Here is an 18,053-nt window from a genome sequence, read left to right on the forward strand (position 1 = left end):
TAGTGGTAGGGTGGACATTGCCCACCTAAAGTTATCATTGTGGTGGGCAATGCCCACCCTACGATAAAAGCCCTTCACAAATGACAAATGACATTCAAGACACATCTGCTTTCATTTCGTCAATCTCAAACAAACTGACGATCACGCTAGCAATCGGAATAGCTAGAAAAACACCTAATAATCCTGCTACTCTTGCTCCTACTAATAAAGCAAAAAAGAGCACGACTGGATTAACGTTTAAAGAACCTTGCATCACTCTAGGAGAAATCAAATTATCTTGAATCTGCTGCAAAATAATACAAGCAGCTAATACTTTTAATGCCAGCCAGACATTTTGAGATAAAACAATTAGAAAAATAATTCCAACTCCTAAAGTTGCTCCAATCCCAGGAATTGCATCAAAAACCCCCACAATTGCTGCTAACACTAAAGGGAAGGGTACGTTTAATAATAAGAAAACTATAAAGCTAGAAATCGTTAAGAATAACATTAAAATGAGTTGACCTTGTACGAAACCAGAAAATTTTCGCTTCACAATAAGTTCAAATCTTGCCCGTCGATTTTTCGGTACAGACTTTAAGATTAGGCTCCAAAGCCGTTGACCGTCTAGCAGCATAAAAAAGGAAACTACAGCAATTAAAATTAAATTGAGAAAATTAGTAAAAAATATTTGAATAGTAGAAAAACTATAAGTTAAGCCCACGCTCAGCCCTGAGAGGATTTGGTTCTGCAATTGTTGTTGAATAGCATTTAAATCTACTAGAATGTTGCGATTCCGTAAAAAGACCTCTAAGTTTTCTACTAATGGAATTAAAGAGTTTAAAAAAGCAGTAATACTATTAATTAGCTGTTGTGCTTGAGATACTAACGATAAACCAACAGTAATCGTGAGCGCAATAATTAATACTAAGCTAATGAGGAAAACTATAGCAACTGCTACATAGCGAGGCAAGTATTTTTGCAACCATTGCACGGGATAACTGAGTAAAAAAGCTAAAATCGCAGCAAATGAGAAGATTGCAATAACATCCTCGAAATATTTCAGCAGCAAGATAGAAGCCCAACCAGAAAGAAAAAATAGCAAGAAACGCACCAAAACCAAATTATTTAAGCGTTCCCAAAAATTCGGTGGTTCCTGCATATCTGGCTTCATAATTACGATCGCTATTTGCTTAACATAGATCTCCAGCTAGAAGTACAGCATATGGTAACTGCTGGAAATAATCACCTACCTCAAGCAACAGATAGCTCTTGTACGAGGACGTATGGCTGGACGATCAGAGTATTAAACTGCTTAGCGCGATCGCTATTCCAATCAGAAAGTTGATGAGTAGAAGGCTTAGCAATCAATGCTTCACCGATCCAATGTTGTACCGCAGTTACGTTATCATTCGCGATCGCCACCCCAACATCAAGAATATCGAGCTGTGGTGCAACAACTACCAGTGCATCTCGCATCGCATGAGGAATTAACCACTCCCACTCAGCTCTATCTAAACTTTCTGCCAGTTCTGTTCTTAAATCTTCCATCAATCTGAGGTTATGACAATATTTTTACAGTTTATCGTTTATGAGGGAGCAGGGAGCAGGAAGCAGTGACCAGTGACCAGTTAACAATCCACTACACCCCACACTTCCCACACTTCTCACCCCACACCCCACACCCCACACCCTACACCCCATTCTTTACTGATAACTGATAACCGATCAGCGTCCCAATTCGTGCAGCGTAGTAATCGCGGCGGCGCACTGTCGCGTGACGGCTTGTAATTCTTCCTTGTCGGTAGAAGTAGGAGGGGGAATGACTTCGCCAATTCTCACGGTGATGGGGACGGGACGGGGAACGGCAGAGCCTTTAATTAAAATTTTTTCAGTTCCCCACAGGCTGACGGGTAAGAGTGGAGCTTGGGCTTTGGCAGCGAGTAATGCGGCTCCGCGTTTGGGATCGGTAATGCGTCCGTCTGACGTGCGCTTTCCCTCTAAATACACGCCTATCGCCCAGCCTGCTTCTAAACATTTTAGTGCAGCGCGAATAGCCTTGCGATCGCCCGCCCCGCGACTGACGGGATAAGCACCGTACAACTCAATTGCTTGCTTCAAAACCGGAACGTCAAATAACTCTTCTTTTGCCATGTAAGCCACTGGTCGTCTCATACAAGCCGAGAGAAGTGGCGGATCGAAGTAACTGGCATGATTGCTCACTACCACCAACGATCCCTTTTGGGGGACATTTTCCGCCCCGAAAATTCGTCCCCGAAAATAAGCGTGCAGCATCGGACTGACTACCGAATATTTAAATAGGTAGTACAGCAGTAGACTGGCAAATGGTTCGCGTTCTCTTGGCATTAGTATGAAATAAGATTTGGTGTAGAGACGTTCCACGGAACGTCTCTACACGAGTGTTTCCTTAGCACTAATATTTTCTAAGCTAATGTCGGGGCAGGTACGCTTGATTAATCCGGTCAGGACGTTACCTGGACCAATTTCTACCACCTGTTGCACGCCTTCTTCTACAAAGCATTGAACCGTCTCGCGCCAACGGACTCCACCTGTCATTTGGTGCGTTAGGCGCTCTTTTAAAATCGCTGCATCTACAGCTGGCACTGGTTCCACGTTCGATAAAACTGGAATTGTTGCCGTGTTAAAGGTTACGCTTTCTAATACTTGTTGAAACTCGCTAGCAGCAGCTGCCATAAATGGCGAGTGAAAGGCTCCAGATACTTTTAAGGGCATAGCCCGTTTCGTTTTGATGTTCGCAATCAACTCTTGCACGGCGGTGGGAGTGCCAGAAATTACGACCTGAGCTGGGCTATTATCGTTTGCCAGGACAACATCGGACATTTGTTGCAGTTGAATTTCTAGCTGGGTGCGATCGAAACCAATGAGAGCCGCCATCATACCACCAGAAACGCTTTCCATCAGTTCGGCACGGCGTTTAATCAGGCGTAATCCCGACGACCAATCAAACACGCCAGCAACGTAGAGAGCAGCATATTCTCCTAAGCTATGACCTGCTACTAAGTCTGGTTGTCGTCCTTGTTGTCGTAACAAGTCGGCAAGAATAGATTCTACAACGTACATACAAGGCTGGGTGTAGAGCGTGCGCGACAGGCTGTCATCTTCGCTCTGACAAATTTCAACAACAGACCAACCTAAAATTTCTTCTGCCTGGGCAAACTTATCTTTGGCATAGTCGATTTCTAACAAATCCATCCCCATGCCAGTTGCTTGCGAACCTTGCCCTGGAAATACCCATGCTGTTTTAGTCATTTGTCTTTTGTCATTTGTTATTTGTCATTTGCCGCACACCAATGACTATTTCCATTGAAAAATGGCGGCTCCCCAGGTCAAGCCTGCGCCAAAGCCAGAAGCGGCGATGATGTGGTTGGGTTGCACTTGTCCCTGGCGGACTGCTTCATCGAGTGCCAGGGGAATGGAGGCGGCGGAGGTGTTGCCGTAATGGGCAAGATTGCTAATAACTTTATGGACGGGAATTTTCAAGCGATCGGCTACAGCATCGAGAATGCGCTGGTTAGCTTGATGTAGGAGCAACCAATCGATGTTGTCAACAGTGAGATTGGCGCGAAACAGGGCTTTGTCAATGACTTCTGGAACTCTCTGCACGGCAAAACGATAGACTTCTTTACCGTTCATGGTGATGGGTTGATAAGTTCCTTGAGTCACTTCCACCCCATCCATGAGTTGTTTCGGTTTGCCCTGATAGCTGAGGTTGAGGCAGTGGTTTTCCGTACCGTCGCTTTTGAGTTCAAATCCGAGTAGGCGATCGCGTTTGTCTGCTTGCATCACGACAGCTCCCGCACCATCGCCAAATAGGACGCAGGTACGCCGATCTTCCCAGTCTACCCAACGAGACAGCACATCTGCCCCAATCAGCAAAACGTTCTGATAGACTCCCGTGCGGATGTATTGGGCAGCAGTAACCAGGCCAAACACAAATCCAGAACAAGCTGCGGTCAGATCGAAGGCTACGGCATTACTCGCGCCCAACTGTGCCTGGACTTGACAAGCGCTGCCAAAAAGATCGTCGGCGCTGGACGTTGCTAAAAGGATCAAATCGATTTCGGCTGGTGTAATGCCTGCCATCGCGATCGCGTTTTGTCCAGCAGCAGCGGCGATCGAGCTTAAAGACTCCGATGCCGTGGCTAGCCGCCTGCTACCAATGCCCGTACGACTTCTAATCCACTCATCGGATGTGTCTACCAGTTGACTGAGACTCTGGTTATCTAACACGGTTGCTGGTGTGGCGGAACCGCTACCTGTAATAATTACGCCTGATTGTTGTACCATGCTTCTCCCTCTAGAAGGGGCTAGGAGTGAGGAGTGAGGGGTGAGGGGATTAAACTTTTCCCTCGCTCCTCGCTCCTCGCTTCTCGCTCCTCATTCTTCCGCGATCGCTACCGAGCCTTGAATCCGCTCTAGCACTTCGTTATCTACTGCTTCTCTTGCCAGACGAATGGCATTAAAAATCGACGGCGCTTGAGAGCTACCGTGGCTGATAATGCAGATCCCTGCGACACCCAAAAGCAATCCGCCTCCATGTTCGGCATGATCTACCCGCTGCTTGATGCGTTTCAGGTTTGGTCGCAACAGCGATACGCCTAACTGACCGTGCAATCCTTGGGGTAACTCTTCGCGCAGGATTTGCAGTAAAACTTCTCCCACTGCTTCGGCAAATTTCAACAGCACGTTACCAGCAAAGCCATCGCACACGATTACATCAAAATCACCCGAGAGAATATCTCGCCCTTCGGCATTTCCGACAAATGGAACTTTAGGATTAGCTTGGAGCAGTTGGTAAGCTTGAAGCGCGAGATCGTTTCCTTTGGATTCTTCCTCGCCAATATTTAGTAAACCGACTTTAGGTTCGGGAATACCTAGAACGTATTTGCTGTACACCGTACCCATAACCGCAAATTGTTCTAAGAACTTGGGGCGACAATCGACGTTTGCACCCACATCTAGGATCAAAACTTGCTTGCTAGCAACGATTGTGGGAAACACGGCTCCAATCGCTGGGCGATCGATTCCTGATAGTCTTCCCAAACGTAATAATGCCGATGCCATCGCTGCACCTGAGTGTCCGGCTGAGACTACGGCATCTGCCTGTTGTTGCTTGACCAAATTCATTGCTACGTTAATCGAAGCTTTGGGCTTGCGCCTAATGCCACTCAGAGGCTCCTCGTGCATTTCTATCGTCCCTTCCGCAGGGACGATTTCTAACTGACCGAGATTAGTATTAGCGGGCAAGATGGCTTCAATCTGCTGGCGATCGCCCACCAGTATGACCTCTACGCCTAATTCGTCCCTTGCTCGCAGAGCACCAGCAACAATTTCAGCGGGTGCGTGGTCTCCCCCCATAGCGTCTATTGCGATTCGTGCGCGAGTCTTTCCCATTGATGACAGTTCCAGAAACCTTAAAGATCTTACCAGTTATCAGTTATCAGTTATCAGTTATCAGTTATCGGAAGTCGTAGGGGCGGGTTTTTTAGCAGATCTGTACTGGAACAAATAACTCTTCGCTCAAACCCGCCCGAGCGATCGGAAGTCGTATGGGCGGGTTTTTTAGCAGATCTGTACTGGAACAAATAACTCTTCGCTCAAACCCGCCCGTACTAGAGTCAGGAGTAATTGCAAATTACGAATTGCGTCACGAAGTGTAGCGCAGCGTTGATTGCGAATTGAATTGTCTCCTGCTAAAAGGTAAGCAATTAAGTCCGATCTGTCAAACTTACTGGTGGCGCAGTTTTAGGTACTGGTGCAAAGCTTTGCGCTCCTGCGGAGCTGATAATGATGGGTTGCAGGATCGCCGTATTGGCAATGGAATTATTTGCCAGCGTAAACAGTGGGTTAGAGAGAATTCCAGCTAGAGATGTCGCAATTAAAGAAAGTACGATGCCCACTTGTAGCGGACGCATCCCTGATAAAGTCCAGTTGATTTCGGGATAGTTTTTCACCACATCGGACATTTCCTGCGGTTCTTTGACCACCATCATCCTGACGACACGGATGTAGTAGTAAATTGAAACTACGGTGGTAACTAGTCCTAGCAATACCAATCCATACTGTCCGGCTTGCCAGCCAGCCCAGAATAAATAGATCTTGCCGAAGAAACCGGCTAATGGGGGAATACCTCCCAAAGACAGCAGGCAAATGCTGAGGCATAAAGTCAGCAAGGGATCTTTTTGATATAAACCTGAGTATTCGCTAATTTGGTCGGTTCCGGTGCGGAGAGAGAATAGAACGACGCAACAGAAGCCGCCCAGGTTCATGAACAGATATACCAACAGGTAAAATACCATACTGGCGTATCCTGCTTCCGTACCCGCAATTAAACCAATCATGACGAATCCGGCTTGGGCGATGGAAGAATAAGCCAACATTCGTTTCATGCTGGTCTGAGCTAGAGCAACGACGTTACCCAAAATCATACTCAGGACAGCGAGGGCGGTAAAGACAAACTTCCACTCGCTGGAAAGTAAGGGAAAAGCAGTAGAAAGAAGGCGAATGGCAAGGGCAAACCCAGCGGCTTTAGAACCTACAGATAAGAAAGCAATGACTGGAGTGGGCGCACCTTCATAAACGTCTGGAGTCCATTGGTGGAAAGGTGCAGCGGAGATTTTGAAGCCAATTCCCGCAATGACGAAGACAAGGGAGATCGCCAGACCGAGAGATTGACCTGCATTCGCTTGGACGATACCTGTAGCGATCGCGCTCAGTTCGGTTTGTCCGCCCGAGAGTCCGTAGAGAAGGGATACGCCGTAAAGGAAGACGGCTGTGGAGGAAGCACCAATCAATAGGTATTTCAGCGCCGCCTCGTTAGAACGGGGATCGCGCTTAGTGTATCCCGTCAGTAGATAAGAGGAAATACTTAAAGACTCTAGAGAGATAAAAATCATCACTAGCTCGTTTGCTCCCGACAGGAACATCCCCCCCAAAGTCGCAGTGAGCAAAATGACGAGAAACTCTGCCAAAGCAGTGCCGCTTTTTTCGACGTAGGTAATCGACATTAAAATGGTGACAGCGGCAGACAGCGCGATAATGCCGCGAAATACTACGCTCAGGTCATCACCGTTAAAGCTACCTAAGAAAGCTACTGGGTTGGCAATATCCCATTGAAAATAGAGAGCGATTATGGAACCAAGCAGCCCTGCGATCGCTGCATAAGCAACCCAGCGCGAGGAACTACGACCCACAATCAAGTCACCAACTAAAACCACCATGAGAGTAACGAGGACGATACTCTCTGGCAAAATCGTCCCAGCATTCAACTGGGTTGCAAGATTGGCTAAATCCATACTCTTTGTATTCAGTTGCGATGTATCAGTTGCGATGTATCAGTTACGCTCATTGAGCATCAGGACTGACTGTGTTAGTTTTATTTTCTCTTAATCCGATCCCCTTTCGGTCACGCCACCCCAGCTAATATTAGCGTTAACTGGGATTGAGAGGATAAGTTTTACTTGTTACATTAGGGCGCGTGAATGCATATCATTGCAAATTTCTTATAGCTGATTTCAGTTACATATGGCGATCGCGCTTTCTAGAATTATCAATATTAGTCATCATATTTTGGTATAAAAAAAGCCCGAAAAATCGAGCTGGGCGATCGTAAATCTATTAAAGACGTTACCTGTAACGTCTTTACATCGATAATTGGTTACTGACTCAAAGTTGTGCCTGTCGTGGAGAAATTAGACAGAAAATCTGGAATCGGATTGCCTCCATTACGTCCCACAGCAGGAATTTCTCGCAAATCGTCTGTGGCTTGCTCTCTACCATCGTTAACTACAGCATTTTGGTCGCCTGGGTGTCCGTTGGGAACAAATAACTGTGGATGGTCGAAGGGCGCTCTTTGAAAGCGAACTCGCTCATCGGTCAGTCCTCGTAAGAAGGCAACAAACGCCTGTTTTTCATTATTGGTCAAATTCAGCACTGGCAAACCGCCAAAATCTCCACCGCGACTGTAAAAATCTATGACTTGCTCCAAAGTCAAAGTTCCGCCGTTGTGGAAATAAGGAGCAGTCAGTTCTATATTTCTCAGTCCTGGAGTTTTGAAGGCTCCATTCGCAAGTATGGTATCGCTGGGACTTAGGGGTGGATCGAGCGTGGGTGGATTTTCTCCCAATAATTGCGAGAATTTCCCTTGCTGTGCCAACCGTGCTTCAGAGAGCGAATTGCCAAACCCATCATCAGCGCCTAAAGCAACGTCTTCCTGCGGTGGTCTAACTCCAATGGCAAAAAATCCCGTATCTTCCACAGGGGTTCCAGGGATTGGCGCTCGTCCGATTCTGCCGCGACCAGAAACATTCCGAAACGAAGCCGCAGTTAGTTCTGTACTTGCATGACAGCCAATACAACCCCTGCGAGTGAAAAGCTGCCATCCCTGCTGTTGCTGCGGGGTAAAAGCACTGCGGTTTCCTGCTAAGAATCGATCGAAGGGCGTTTGGCTGGAAACTAGAGTAGATTCATAGGCTTGAACTGCTAATCCAAAGAATAGCGAGAAATTGTATTCTGCCAGCGTATACTCGATTGTTGATAAAGGGCGATTTCGCGGTCGGCGATAAAATCTCCGCCTACCCGTATTCGGATTGACGCGAATCACCATGTTGGAGTCCCACCACTGGGGTTGGAAAGCTTCTTGAATCATCTGCTCGTAGGTTTTGTTTAAACCTGGCTGAGGTGCTTTACTGAAAGCACCTAAAACGCTGTCATTGCCAGCGACGAGCTGTTTTGCTAAAGGTGGTAAAGCAAGGAGTTTTTTACCTGCCTTTCTCCCTATTCTCCTGATGATTCTCCGGCGGGTTGATTGTGCTGTCGTATCATTGCTTTGTGCGATCGCATCTGTTGAGGCGGCGATGTCAGCACTGTTGCTATCGACTACATTACCGTTAGTATCTCTCACCCTGACCGTGTTATCTGTATCAGTTAGATCGACTCTTAAGGGTGCGATCGGTAAGTCTTCGGCTGCTGTCTCAACTGCTGTAGTTATTGGTGCAACTGCTTGGGAAGCCAGAGACGAATTTTTAATTCTGACTGAAACATCCTGCAAGCGCCTGCGGTTAGTGGCTTGTAAAACAAAAGCTTCTGGGTTTCTCAATCCAGAGCGATCGACTCCATTAAATATATTTTGGGCGCTGCCGTCCCAGAAATTACGGAAGTTAAAGACTGCATCGATGACAGTTGGGGAGTGACGATCTGTGACGCGCCGCGTGTTGATACCTTGGACTCTGAAGATATCATCTGGCTGTGGCGTGACGTTATCTTTATCGCTTCCAGGCACGATATCGACAAAATCAGCTCGAAATACCCCTTGGGAGCCTGCAATATCATTGCTGTCAGATATAACTCTAGAGGCGATATTATTTGGGTCTTCTAACTTATGGAAGGGAAAATCTGCCGCTGTTAACTGGTAATTAGGCGCACCCGCAATATTAAATACGCGATCGCCTGCTTTTAATCCTGGATTGATTTGGTTTTTCGAGCGGCTGTCTGCACCTGCTTTAAAGTGGCAAGTCGCACAAGTGACATTACCATCCGTACCGAGTTGCATATCCCAGAATAAAGTTTTTCCCAAAGCGATCGCGGCGGTTTTGTTGCGAATAAATTCGCCGATATTGTCGGGTTCGGGAATGGATACTTGATTTAAAGGTACGATCGGCGGACTACCAACTTGTGCTGATACAGTATGTCCGGTTAAGACTGTAAAAATAACCAGTAGGGCGATCGCAACACTAGTTGTAAGTTTTCTCGATAGTTGATTTCCTCCAATCTGCCGAGCTAAAAATGAGGTAAAAAAGCGGATACCAGCCAAAAAAATAGCTGCTAATTTAGCAAAAAAACGAGCTATAAAACGATGGAAAACTGTTTCGTTTTCTTTGTTCGATAACTCGTTTGGTGGTTTATGCTTCAAACCATGACTCATGGCAAGATTCCCTTTGTTGGTTTGAGTAGAGATAAAATCTCTGCTTTCACAAAACAACATTGGTTGACTCAATTACTTAAAATCGTAATATTTTGATATATTTCGTCATTCGTCATTCGTCATTCGTCATTCGTCATTTGTCATTCGTCATTTGTCGCTGGTAATTGGTAATTGGTAATTGGTAATTGGTAATTGGTAGTTGGTAATTGGTAGTTGGTAATTGGTAATTGGTAGTTGGTAATTGGTAGTTGGTAATTGGTAATTGGTAATTGGTAGTTGGTAATTGGTATTTGCCACTCTGCTCCCTGCTCCCTGCTCCTCTGCTCCTCTGCTCCTCAGCTCCTCAGCTCCCTCTGCTCCCTGCTCCCTGCTCCCTGCTCCCTGATAACTGATAACTAACGACTGATTTCACCCTACCCAAAGTTCTTGGGCAAATCTGACTGAGAATAAGATTAGTAAAATGGTGAAAAAAACTAATGTTATATATCCCCAACGCGGATGGCGGGAGAGTAATAAACTAAGTGCAATTGGTAACGAGACAATTCCGTAAACTAACCGAGTTAAAGACCAAGTACTACCAGAAACAAGTAACAATCCTAAACCACAAAAACCATAGGCGATCGCTATAGTAGTTAGTTGGTGGCGCATATGCCATAACAAGTAAATCCCACCTAAAACAGCAACCGTATTCAGCAACGGATCGCCTGCTAACAGCCACAAAGCCAAAACGAGTACGCAAAAACCATAGCCTACCTTAACTGGATTGAATCGGCTACGCCAGCGCCAAAGACAATAAGCCAACGCAATTATTGCGATAAACAACAACGGATGCAGCGGATCTTCGATTCTTCCAGACTTCCAGTTAGCAGTGCCGACAACAACTTGCATCAGCATCTTCCACCAACCTTGGATGTCAAACCCTAGCGATCGCTTCCATTCCTGTTGGGCGTGACCGAAAGCCAGCCAGTCACCTAAATAAATCCTACAGTAGAGGCTGTAGAGTAATAGACCGCTACCAGCTGCCAAGCTAGCAAGATAGGCGATCGGGCGGCGGCGTTCTTTCCACGCAGCAATAATTAAAGCAGGGACGATCGCAATTCCAGTTGGGCGAGTCGCCGTTGCCAGCGTTCCCCACAGCACTACTCCAGGGTACTGCTTGAATTCAAATGCGCGTAGGGTTGCCGTACTGCAAAGTAAATATAATCCTTCTGTATAAACTACCGTACCAAACACCGACAGCGGACACCAAGCTAACACGGCTGCACTCCATCGGGCTGCATTTGTTCCATACTGCCGAGCCATCCAATTAGCTAGTAATAATAGCGCTCCTAAAAACGCCAAATTATTTACTAATACTCCCGCCACTTCTGCTGATAACCCCAGCAGCATCAAAGCACGGATGCAGAGAGGAAACAACGGAAAAAAAGCAACATTGTCTCCTGCATAACCAGAAGTTGCAATTTGTTGATAAAAGACACTATCCCAAGCAGAAAAAACTCCCCAACCAAAATTAGGAATAACGCCTCCTGGTGGTTTTGGTAGTGCAGGTGCAATGAATAACATCGCTACTGCTACCACCGAGCGGCTCAGCAGCCACATACAAGCAGCAAATCTTAATTCATTTCTCATTATTCAGTTATCAGGGAGCAGGGAGCAGGGAGCAGGGAGAAGAGAGAGTCGCGGAGCTGAGGGAGCTGAGGGAGCAAAAAACAACTGTCAACTGTCTTCACGCAGTGTAGCGCCAGCGTTTACCGTCAACCAACTACCAACTACCAACTACCGATTACCAGTTACCAACTACCTTTGTCAAAGCCAATTTAGCCGCTCCCACGATTCCGGCTTGATTGCCTAACTCGGCGCAGACTAACTGCAAACCCTCGCGGGAACAAGGTTCAACTCGACGCTCGATTTCAGCCCATGTTGCAGGAAAGAAAAACTCTGCACACGCACACGCACCACCACCGATCGCCACTGCTTCTGGCGATAGCACGTAGACTAGGCTTGCCAACCCTGCTCCTAAATCCTTACCATATTCCGACCAAAATTGCAAAGCTGCGGGATCTCCAGCTTCAGCCAAAGCGCTTAACTCGGCTGGTTGCTTGCCCGTGCGCCGTCGGATCGCTGTCACCGAAACGTACTGTTCTAAGGATCCTTGATTGCCACTTTTACAGGGTGGACCATCGGGTTTCAAGGTAATTAACCCCAGTTCCCCAGCTGCGCCGCGATGTCCAATAAATAACTCACCATCAAGAATAATTGCCCCACCGACACCCGTACCGATAGTCAGTAAAATGAAGTGTTTAAACCTACGTCCAACTCCCAACCACGCTTCCCCTACACCCGCACAGTTAGCATCGTTAGCAACGACTGTCGGTAAACCCGTTTTTGCTTCTAACCAATCGGCTAAAGGAACGTTGTACCAGTCGGGAAGATTAATCGCAACTTTCGCAATTCGCCCCGCTGCATCAGCGGGACCAGGAGTTCCGACACCAATCGCCACTCCTTGCCGTTGCGGATCGACTTGAGCGATCGCCTCTACCATTGCCAATAGTACCGCTGTTGGCGTAGCTGGTTGGGGCGTAAGTACGGTTAGGGACTGCAAGCAAGTCCCATCCGGCAAAAATCGCCCTAACTTAATTGCCGAGCCGCCTAAATCGATGCCGATGACTTGATGGTCATTTGTCATTTGTCTTTGGTTAAGAGGTGAGAGGTCGCTAGAACTTGCTTGATAACTACTGGTCAGGAGTCACTGGTCACCAGCCACTAGTGGCTAGTGACTAGTCACTAGTGGCTGATAACTGATAACTGGTCACCGAAAACACAAGTCGTGCGGAAGCCCTGTGTCTTTAAACCAGGACGGCTGGCTGAAATGCCGGAACTCGTTCCGGCATCGCCAGCCTTGAGGAAGCACGACGACAAGCGGATTTATCCGCCGTCCACAATTCTCAAAATCCATACGAGTAACCATCCTTTTTATGAATTGGGGTGCAAAACCTGTGGCTAATTCCAGTTACTCTACCTGTATGGAGCGCAATATCAAAACTGCCAGTTTTACGACATAAAACCCGACCAACGTACTCGCCTACTTTTTTGCCAGAAGTAACATCGGCTTTAACAATATCTCCAGTAGAAAAGCCAAAATGAATTTGTTGATTTGTGCGATGACGAGTTGGAAATCCAAATTTATCGCTTCCGCACATTTGCCTTGAACCGTGACCGTTGGCTGTAATCAACAATGGCTTAACTCCTTTAATATTCAAAATTGGTGTTAACCGTCCAACACAAGCCGCATCAATCCAGTGCTGTTTTTCGAGATTCTGGGTGCATCGATTGAACTTTGTTAAACCACCACTACCAGTTTCTACAGGCAGTCCGGCTGCTTTTAAGACTTCTAGCAAAGCAAATCTAGTCGCGTTTACTGCGGCTGCATCCGCTAATGGTTTTTTAACTTGTTTCAAGATTTTTTCTAGGCTTGATGGGTCTTTCTTGAGAAATTCTCTAATATCAAGAGTCCCTTTTTTGATGTTGCATTTTTCGCAAGATAAACACAGATTTGTGATTGAGTTCGACCCTCCTTTTGCTCGACATTGAATATGCTCGACCTGCAAAGGGAATATCTTTAACATTGCAATAAGCGCATTGTCTATCCCATTTTTCCAGTAAATACTCGCGCGTTTCGTAGCCAGCAAGTGTCCCTTGTTGATATTCTTTACCTTGAATATCTGGGTTGCGAATTAACTGCATATCAAAGCGAACTAGCTCTTGGCTAATCGCTACGATTGGGGCAAATTTGCGTAACCGCATCCACCAAGTTTTGATATTTTCAATCCGGCTAACTAGGCTTGGTGGTAGCCATCCTTGAGAGCGAGTTCTATTCAGAAATCGCGCTTGACGATAGCGAGTTTTACGGTTTCTGCGAGAACGCCTTAATTGTCTTCTAGTATGAAGTGCGTCTCGAATAGCAAAACCTCGATGCTTTAACTCGGCGGCAAATACAACTTCACCCGTGGAATCGTCGATTAATGCTAGCCCCGTGAACTTTGCCCCTGGATCTATCTTCAGTCTCAAAGGTGATACGGGGGCATCAGGGCGCGATTCTTTCAGGATAATTGCAAAAGGAAAACGCCTAAATACCGCTGCTTTTTTGTTTCTTAATAGCTGGCGAGCCTGTGCTGAATGAATTGGGTTGAGCGGTCTTTTTTCTGAATCAATTACAAACACTTTGGACATATTGTCCCTCCATTTCTAAGGCGAGTGCGTTCCTGTCGCCTTGCGTCGGAAAGCACCTCGCCGATGGGTAAAGTTAGCTTCGACAATGTTTAAGGTCGGTACTATCCAAATCGCACTTCTTTAACCCTTTACAGATGTTTAACGATTTGGTTCTAGAGCTTGGGTCTAGCTACGCAACCCAAGGTAGGTCTTTAACTCTTGCCTTAAACGTAGGTATTGCTACCTGAGTCTGGTCAACTAGGGCTTCGGGTTATTCGCCTGAAGCCCCCGACTTCTAATCGGGGGTTGCTGACTGATTTTGCTGCCAGTTGCGATCGCAATATCTGTTTTGTTTATTTTGACCGAGCGATCGCTGTAGAGTTGTGCCATGAGACACTCCTATATTCGGATGCGATTTCAAAGCTTTTACGGGTGCGGCATGAATAATACTCGCAGCAGCAAGCGAAAGCATCAAACCACCAGCAGCAGCAGCAACTAAAGATATCGGATCTTTCATCGTCTTTACTTTTTCAAACAAGGCTTTTCAAAGATAACCGATGAATAGGGTGTGGGGCGTAGGGTGTGGGGTGTGGGGTGTTTGATTTAATTCGGAATTCCGAATTCCGAATTCATTATGGTGGTGTTTGACTCCAACTGTCTCTCCGCAAACGGGGGTTGATCAATTCGTTTAAGCCTTCACCCAGTAAAGACAATCCTACAACCATTAATGTCATGCCTAAGCCAGGAAAAAGCGCCGTCCACCATACTCCTGTTGGCAGTGCTTCGAGGGCAAGACGCAGATCGTGACCCCATTCTGGTGTTTCTTCTGGCAGTCCTAACCCTAAAAATCCTAAGCCACCCAGCGTTAAAATGGCATCGGCAGCATTGAGAGTGAACAATACTGGTACGCTCTGCACGACGTTGAAAAAGAGATATCGAGTTAGAATTCTTCCGGTTGAGGCTCCCATAGCTTGGGCAGCTTCGACAAATAATTCGGTTTTGACGCTAACGGTGTGGTTGCGGACAACGCGGTAATATTGGGGAATATAGGCGATACTGATGGCGATCGCGGCGTTTAATATTCCTCTACCAACGACAAAGGCTAGCGTTACCGAAAGCAAAAGTCCTGGTAGCGTATAGATCGTGTCCATGAGAAATAACAATATGCGATCGAGTCTGCCACCGAGATAGCCACTGACTAAACCTAAAGGTACGCCAATAATTAAACCAAAGGCTGTGGCTAATACCACCACTTGCAACGCCGCTTGACTGCCGTAAAGCGTGCGCGAAAATACGTCATAACCTTGGCGCGTCGTGCCAAATAAATATTTGAGCGAAGGTGGATCGTGAATTGGGTTAATGAGAGACTCTGTAGGGTTTTGAATCCATCCCCAAGCTTGAAATACGGGAGCGAGTATTGCTATGCCTAAAAAAATCAGGGTAATTGCCAAGCCAATCGCTGTTAGTTGTAAGGATAGACTAGGACGACCAGAAAATCGAATCAATCTGGGAAGTTGACGTTTTGCCACACTCATGCAATTGCCCTACCAAGAGCGATACGCAGACTATTGTTACAGAAAAAGGGAGCAGTTATCAGTGACCAGTGACCAGTGACCAGTTAGTTATTTTATCTCCTCTGCCTCCTCTGCTTCCTCTGCCTCCTCTGTTCTCATTCCCCTGCGCCCTGCACCTGCTCCCTGCTCCCTCTTATTACTGGCTACTCAACCAAGTCATCGCCTGTTTCATCCATTCTTCGGGGCTGGCGTTTTTCGGTACGAGGGCGTTTTGACTGACAGCTGTTAGTGCCTGAGAAATTTCGCTGGGGCTGTAGCCGACAGCGAGGAGTGCGGCTTGCACTTCTTCTAAAATATTTGGGGCTAAGGGTATGGCGGCTGTCGTTGCGGCAAGTCCAGCTGTTTGACTCCAACTGACTAATTTGCTTTTCAGTTCTAAACAAATGCGTTCGGCAGTTTTGCCACCCACACCAGGGGTTTGTAGCAGAAGTTGGGTATTGTTGCTGACGATCGCCTGTACTAAATCGGAGATCTCAAAAGTATCTAATAAAGCGATCGCCAGTGCCGCACCAATGCCGCTAACGCTAATTAACAAGCGAAATAAGTCTCGTTGTACGCTAGAACCAAAACCATACAGTGATGGCTGTTCTTCCCGCACTTGGAGATGGGTAAAGATTTGTGTCTGTTCGCCAGCAGTTAATTCCTGCGATAGTCGCACGGGAATTTGCATTTCATAGCCGCAAGCGTTCACCTCTAGAATCAGGATGACGCGATTACCACTGGTTTTGACAATGCTGGCAACTGTACCCTTGAGATAGCTAATCATCCCAAAAAACCGAAATGACCTAAGCCCTCTAGGATACCACCTGCACAGGGGGCTTGGGCTAAGTAGCGATCGCCGCCTGGATTGGCTTCGTGCCATTCTAGTAATTCAGAACTGGCATTACCCACGATAATTCCTTTGGTTTCCCTGGTGGCGAACATGGAAATATCGTTACCAGAGTCGCCGCACACGACTGTTTTTTCTGAGGAAACTTTCCAAGTTGAACGTAAAAACTTGACTGCTAAGCCTTTATCACCGCGTAAGGGCAGAATATCTAAATCGGTTCCGGTACTGTAGATTAATTTGACTTCTAAGGCTTGCTTTTTCAAGGTAGATTCCAATTGAGGTAATAGTTCTGCTGCTACAGTTCGAGCTAGGTGAAAGCTGACTTTATAGGGACGCTGTTCAGAATCTGCTTGTAGCGTCAAATCGGCAAAATGAGCTGCGATCGCTAAAATTTTATCTCGATTCCAGCCTATATCGAGTTGTTCCGACCAAGCAGTATAAGGGTTATCGATCCCGTCAAGATAGATTTCCGTCCCCACTGACGCAACCAACGCATCGGGGGAGATCAAATTTTTTTCCTGTTGCAATTCTTGATAAAGTATGGGCGATCTCCCTGTTGCATAGACAATCTTCGTGCCGTGTACGTGGCGATGGTGACTGAGTTTTTGGTTCAATTCTGATAGGGCGCGATCGTCACCTACGAGGGTGTTATCTAAGTCGGTTACGAACAGAAATTCCACGACTACCTCTTATACCAGCTACTCCATCAAATAGTTTAGGACTAAGTGGCGATCGATGAGATCGAGCAAGTCAAAAGTTAAAAGTTAAAAGTCAAAATAGATATCTTGCTTGCATTCACTCTTCATCCGCGTACCCAATGGTTGCGGCTGCACCAACATCAGCGTTCATCTGCGTTTCCATCTGCATTGAAATTCATCTCTAGTCATCTCAGCCATATTTGCCCCTTTGGTTAAATATTAGTATTAACTTCATAGGCAATTTTTTCTTAGCCCCCTTTTTAAGGGAGTTGGGGGATCTGCTTTCTGCCTTCTGCTGCTATGCTGCTTGAGATTGCCCAAATTCGGATAAGAATCGGAATGCTTTCACGACAGTACTAGCGCATTCTCTGGGTGAGGAATTGTAAAAAGCACGCCATGCAGATGCTTTAAATTCATCGTAACGGTCTGCTTTTTCAGGGAAACGTTCTAACCAGGCTAAACGTACGGCATGACCGATTAATACATCTAAGACGATGTATTCTTCTATTTGTAAATTGGGATTGCGATCGCAAATTGCTGCTAATTCCATGAGCGTTTCAATATTAACTTGTCGATATTCTGGGGCTTCAATTTTATTGAGTAAATGCTCGACTCGCAGGGCAAAGTTTTTCTCCCCCGATGTCATTTCTGCTAAAATTAACTCGCTATCCAAACGATTGCGACGTTCTAATTTATCGCCAATAATCACGCCTTTAGAGTGTTTCATTAACCGCCAAACTCGTTGGAAAAAGTCTTGAGGAACGCGATTCATCGACCCATCCCAGTGTCGCTGCTGTTGC

The 18,053-nt window shown here is 46.4% G+C and carries 17 protein-coding genes and 2 pseudogenes; 1 reads left to right on the forward strand and 18 read right to left on the reverse strand.

The window, feature by feature from the left end; all coding sequences use genetic code 11:
• Window positions 1-94 precede the first annotated feature (94 nt).
• The 10 genes from ACRC32_RS11935 to ACRC32_RS11980 all read right to left on the reverse strand — a co-directional run bounded on the left by ACRC32_RS11935 (window position 95) and on the right by ACRC32_RS11980 (window position 11,572).
• A complete protein-coding gene (locus tag ACRC32_RS11935; protein ID WP_438554162.1) occupies window positions 95-1,153 on the reverse strand; it encodes an AI-2E family transporter in 1,059 nt (352 codons plus the stop codon).
• Between the two features lie 80 nt (window positions 1,154-1,233).
• Window positions 1,234-1,530, reverse strand: coding sequence for a DUF2288 domain-containing protein (locus tag ACRC32_RS11940; RefSeq protein ID WP_438554163.1), 297 nt, complete (start codon window positions 1,528-1,530; stop codon window positions 1,234-1,236).
• Between the two features lie 177 nt (window positions 1,531-1,707).
• Entirely contained in the window at window positions 1,708-2,346 is a 639-nt protein-coding gene (locus ACRC32_RS11945; protein ID WP_438554164.1) for a lysophospholipid acyltransferase family protein, read from the reverse strand.
• Window positions 2,347-2,391: 45 nt separating this feature from the next.
• A complete protein-coding gene (gene fabD / locus ACRC32_RS11950) occupies window positions 2,392-3,270 on the reverse strand; it encodes an ACP S-malonyltransferase (protein ID WP_438554165.1) in 879 nt (292 codons plus the stop codon).
• A gap of 45 nt (window positions 3,271-3,315) precedes the next feature.
• Window positions 3,316-4,308 carry a beta-ketoacyl-ACP synthase 3 gene (locus ACRC32_RS11955; protein ID WP_438554166.1) on the reverse strand — a complete coding sequence of 331 codons (993 nt, stop codon included), beginning with the start codon at window positions 4,306-4,308 and terminating at the stop codon, window positions 3,316-3,318.
• 90 nt (window positions 4,309-4,398) lie between these two features.
• Window positions 4,399-5,415 carry a phosphate acyltransferase PlsX gene (plsX, locus tag ACRC32_RS11960; protein ID WP_438554167.1) on the reverse strand — a complete coding sequence of 339 codons (1,017 nt, stop codon included), beginning with the start codon at window positions 5,413-5,415 and terminating at the stop codon, window positions 4,399-4,401.
• A gap of 314 nt (window positions 5,416-5,729) precedes the next feature.
• Entirely contained in the window at window positions 5,730-7,316 is a 1,587-nt protein-coding gene (locus ACRC32_RS11965) for an NAD(P)H-quinone oxidoreductase subunit N (RefSeq protein WP_438554168.1), read from the reverse strand.
• Between the two features lie 362 nt (window positions 7,317-7,678).
• Window positions 7,679-10,003 carry a cytochrome-c peroxidase gene (locus tag ACRC32_RS11970; RefSeq protein WP_438554169.1) on the reverse strand — a complete coding sequence of 775 codons (2,325 nt, stop codon included), beginning with the start codon at window positions 10,001-10,003 and terminating at the stop codon, window positions 7,679-7,681.
• Between the two features lie 87 nt (window positions 10,004-10,090).
• Complete coding sequence (locus ACRC32_RS11975) at window positions 10,091-10,240, reverse strand: hypothetical protein (protein WP_438554170.1); 150 nt, start codon at window positions 10,238-10,240, stop codon at window positions 10,091-10,093.
• A gap of 111 nt (window positions 10,241-10,351) precedes the next feature.
• The gene (locus tag ACRC32_RS11980) at window positions 10,352-11,572 is read right to left on the reverse strand and encodes a mannosyltransferase family protein (RefSeq protein ID WP_438554171.1); all 1,221 of its coding nucleotides are present in this window, start codon (window positions 11,570-11,572) and stop codon (window positions 10,352-10,354) included.
• On the opposite strand from ACRC32_RS11980, the gene ACRC32_RS11985 reads away from it, so the two are divergent.
• Entirely contained in the window at window positions 11,496-11,795 is a 300-nt protein-coding gene (locus ACRC32_RS11985; protein WP_438554179.1) for a hypothetical protein, read from the forward strand. The genes ACRC32_RS11980 and ACRC32_RS11985 overlap by 77 nt on opposite strands.
• On the opposite strand, the gene ACRC32_RS11990 is transcribed toward ACRC32_RS11985, so the two are convergent.
• From ACRC32_RS11990 to ACRC32_RS12025, 8 genes and pseudogenes are all read right to left on the reverse strand, one after another.
• Complete coding sequence (locus ACRC32_RS11990; protein WP_438554172.1) at window positions 11,727-12,629, reverse strand: ROK family protein; 903 nt, start codon at window positions 12,627-12,629, stop codon at window positions 11,727-11,729. The genes ACRC32_RS11985 and ACRC32_RS11990 overlap by 69 nt on opposite strands.
• A gap of 98 nt (window positions 12,630-12,727) precedes the next feature.
• Window positions 12,728-12,862, reverse strand: coding sequence for a hypothetical protein (locus ACRC32_RS11995; RefSeq protein ID WP_438554173.1), 135 nt, complete (start codon window positions 12,860-12,862; stop codon window positions 12,728-12,730).
• A 26-nt stretch (window positions 12,863-12,888) separates the two neighbouring features.
• Window positions 12,889-14,173: pseudogene (iscB, locus tag ACRC32_RS12000) on the reverse strand (RNA-guided endonuclease IscB).
• A 274-nt stretch (window positions 14,174-14,447) separates the two neighbouring features.
• Window positions 14,448-14,690 carry a hypothetical protein gene (locus tag ACRC32_RS12005; protein WP_438554174.1) on the reverse strand — a complete coding sequence of 81 codons (243 nt, stop codon included), beginning with the start codon at window positions 14,688-14,690 and terminating at the stop codon, window positions 14,448-14,450.
• 94 nt (window positions 14,691-14,784) lie between these two features.
• Window positions 14,785-15,687, reverse strand: a complete 903-nt coding sequence (locus ACRC32_RS12010; RefSeq protein WP_438554175.1) for an ABC transporter permease — start codon at window positions 15,685-15,687, stop codon at window positions 14,785-14,787.
• A gap of 175 nt (window positions 15,688-15,862) precedes the next feature.
• Window positions 15,863-16,492: a Holliday junction branch migration protein RuvA gene (gene ruvA, locus ACRC32_RS12015; RefSeq protein WP_438554176.1), complete on the reverse strand. Its 630-nt coding sequence runs from the start codon at window positions 16,490-16,492 to the stop codon at window positions 15,863-15,865.
• On the reverse strand, window positions 16,489-17,235 hold the full coding sequence (locus tag ACRC32_RS12020) for a sucrose-phosphate phosphatase (protein ID WP_438554177.1): 747 nt from the start codon (window positions 17,233-17,235) through the stop codon (window positions 16,489-16,491). The genes ruvA and ACRC32_RS12020 overlap by 4 nt, the downstream gene beginning before the upstream one ends.
• A 316-nt stretch (window positions 17,236-17,551) precedes the next feature.
• Window positions 17,552-18,053 (reverse strand): annotated as a pseudogene (locus ACRC32_RS12025) (glycoside hydrolase family 15 protein); the annotation flags it as partial.

The sequence above is a fragment of the Chroococcidiopsis sp. genome, from assembly GCF_051657925.1.
Classification (GTDB): Bacteria; Cyanobacteriota; Cyanobacteriia; order Cyanobacteriales; family Chroococcidiopsidaceae; genus Chroococcidiopsis.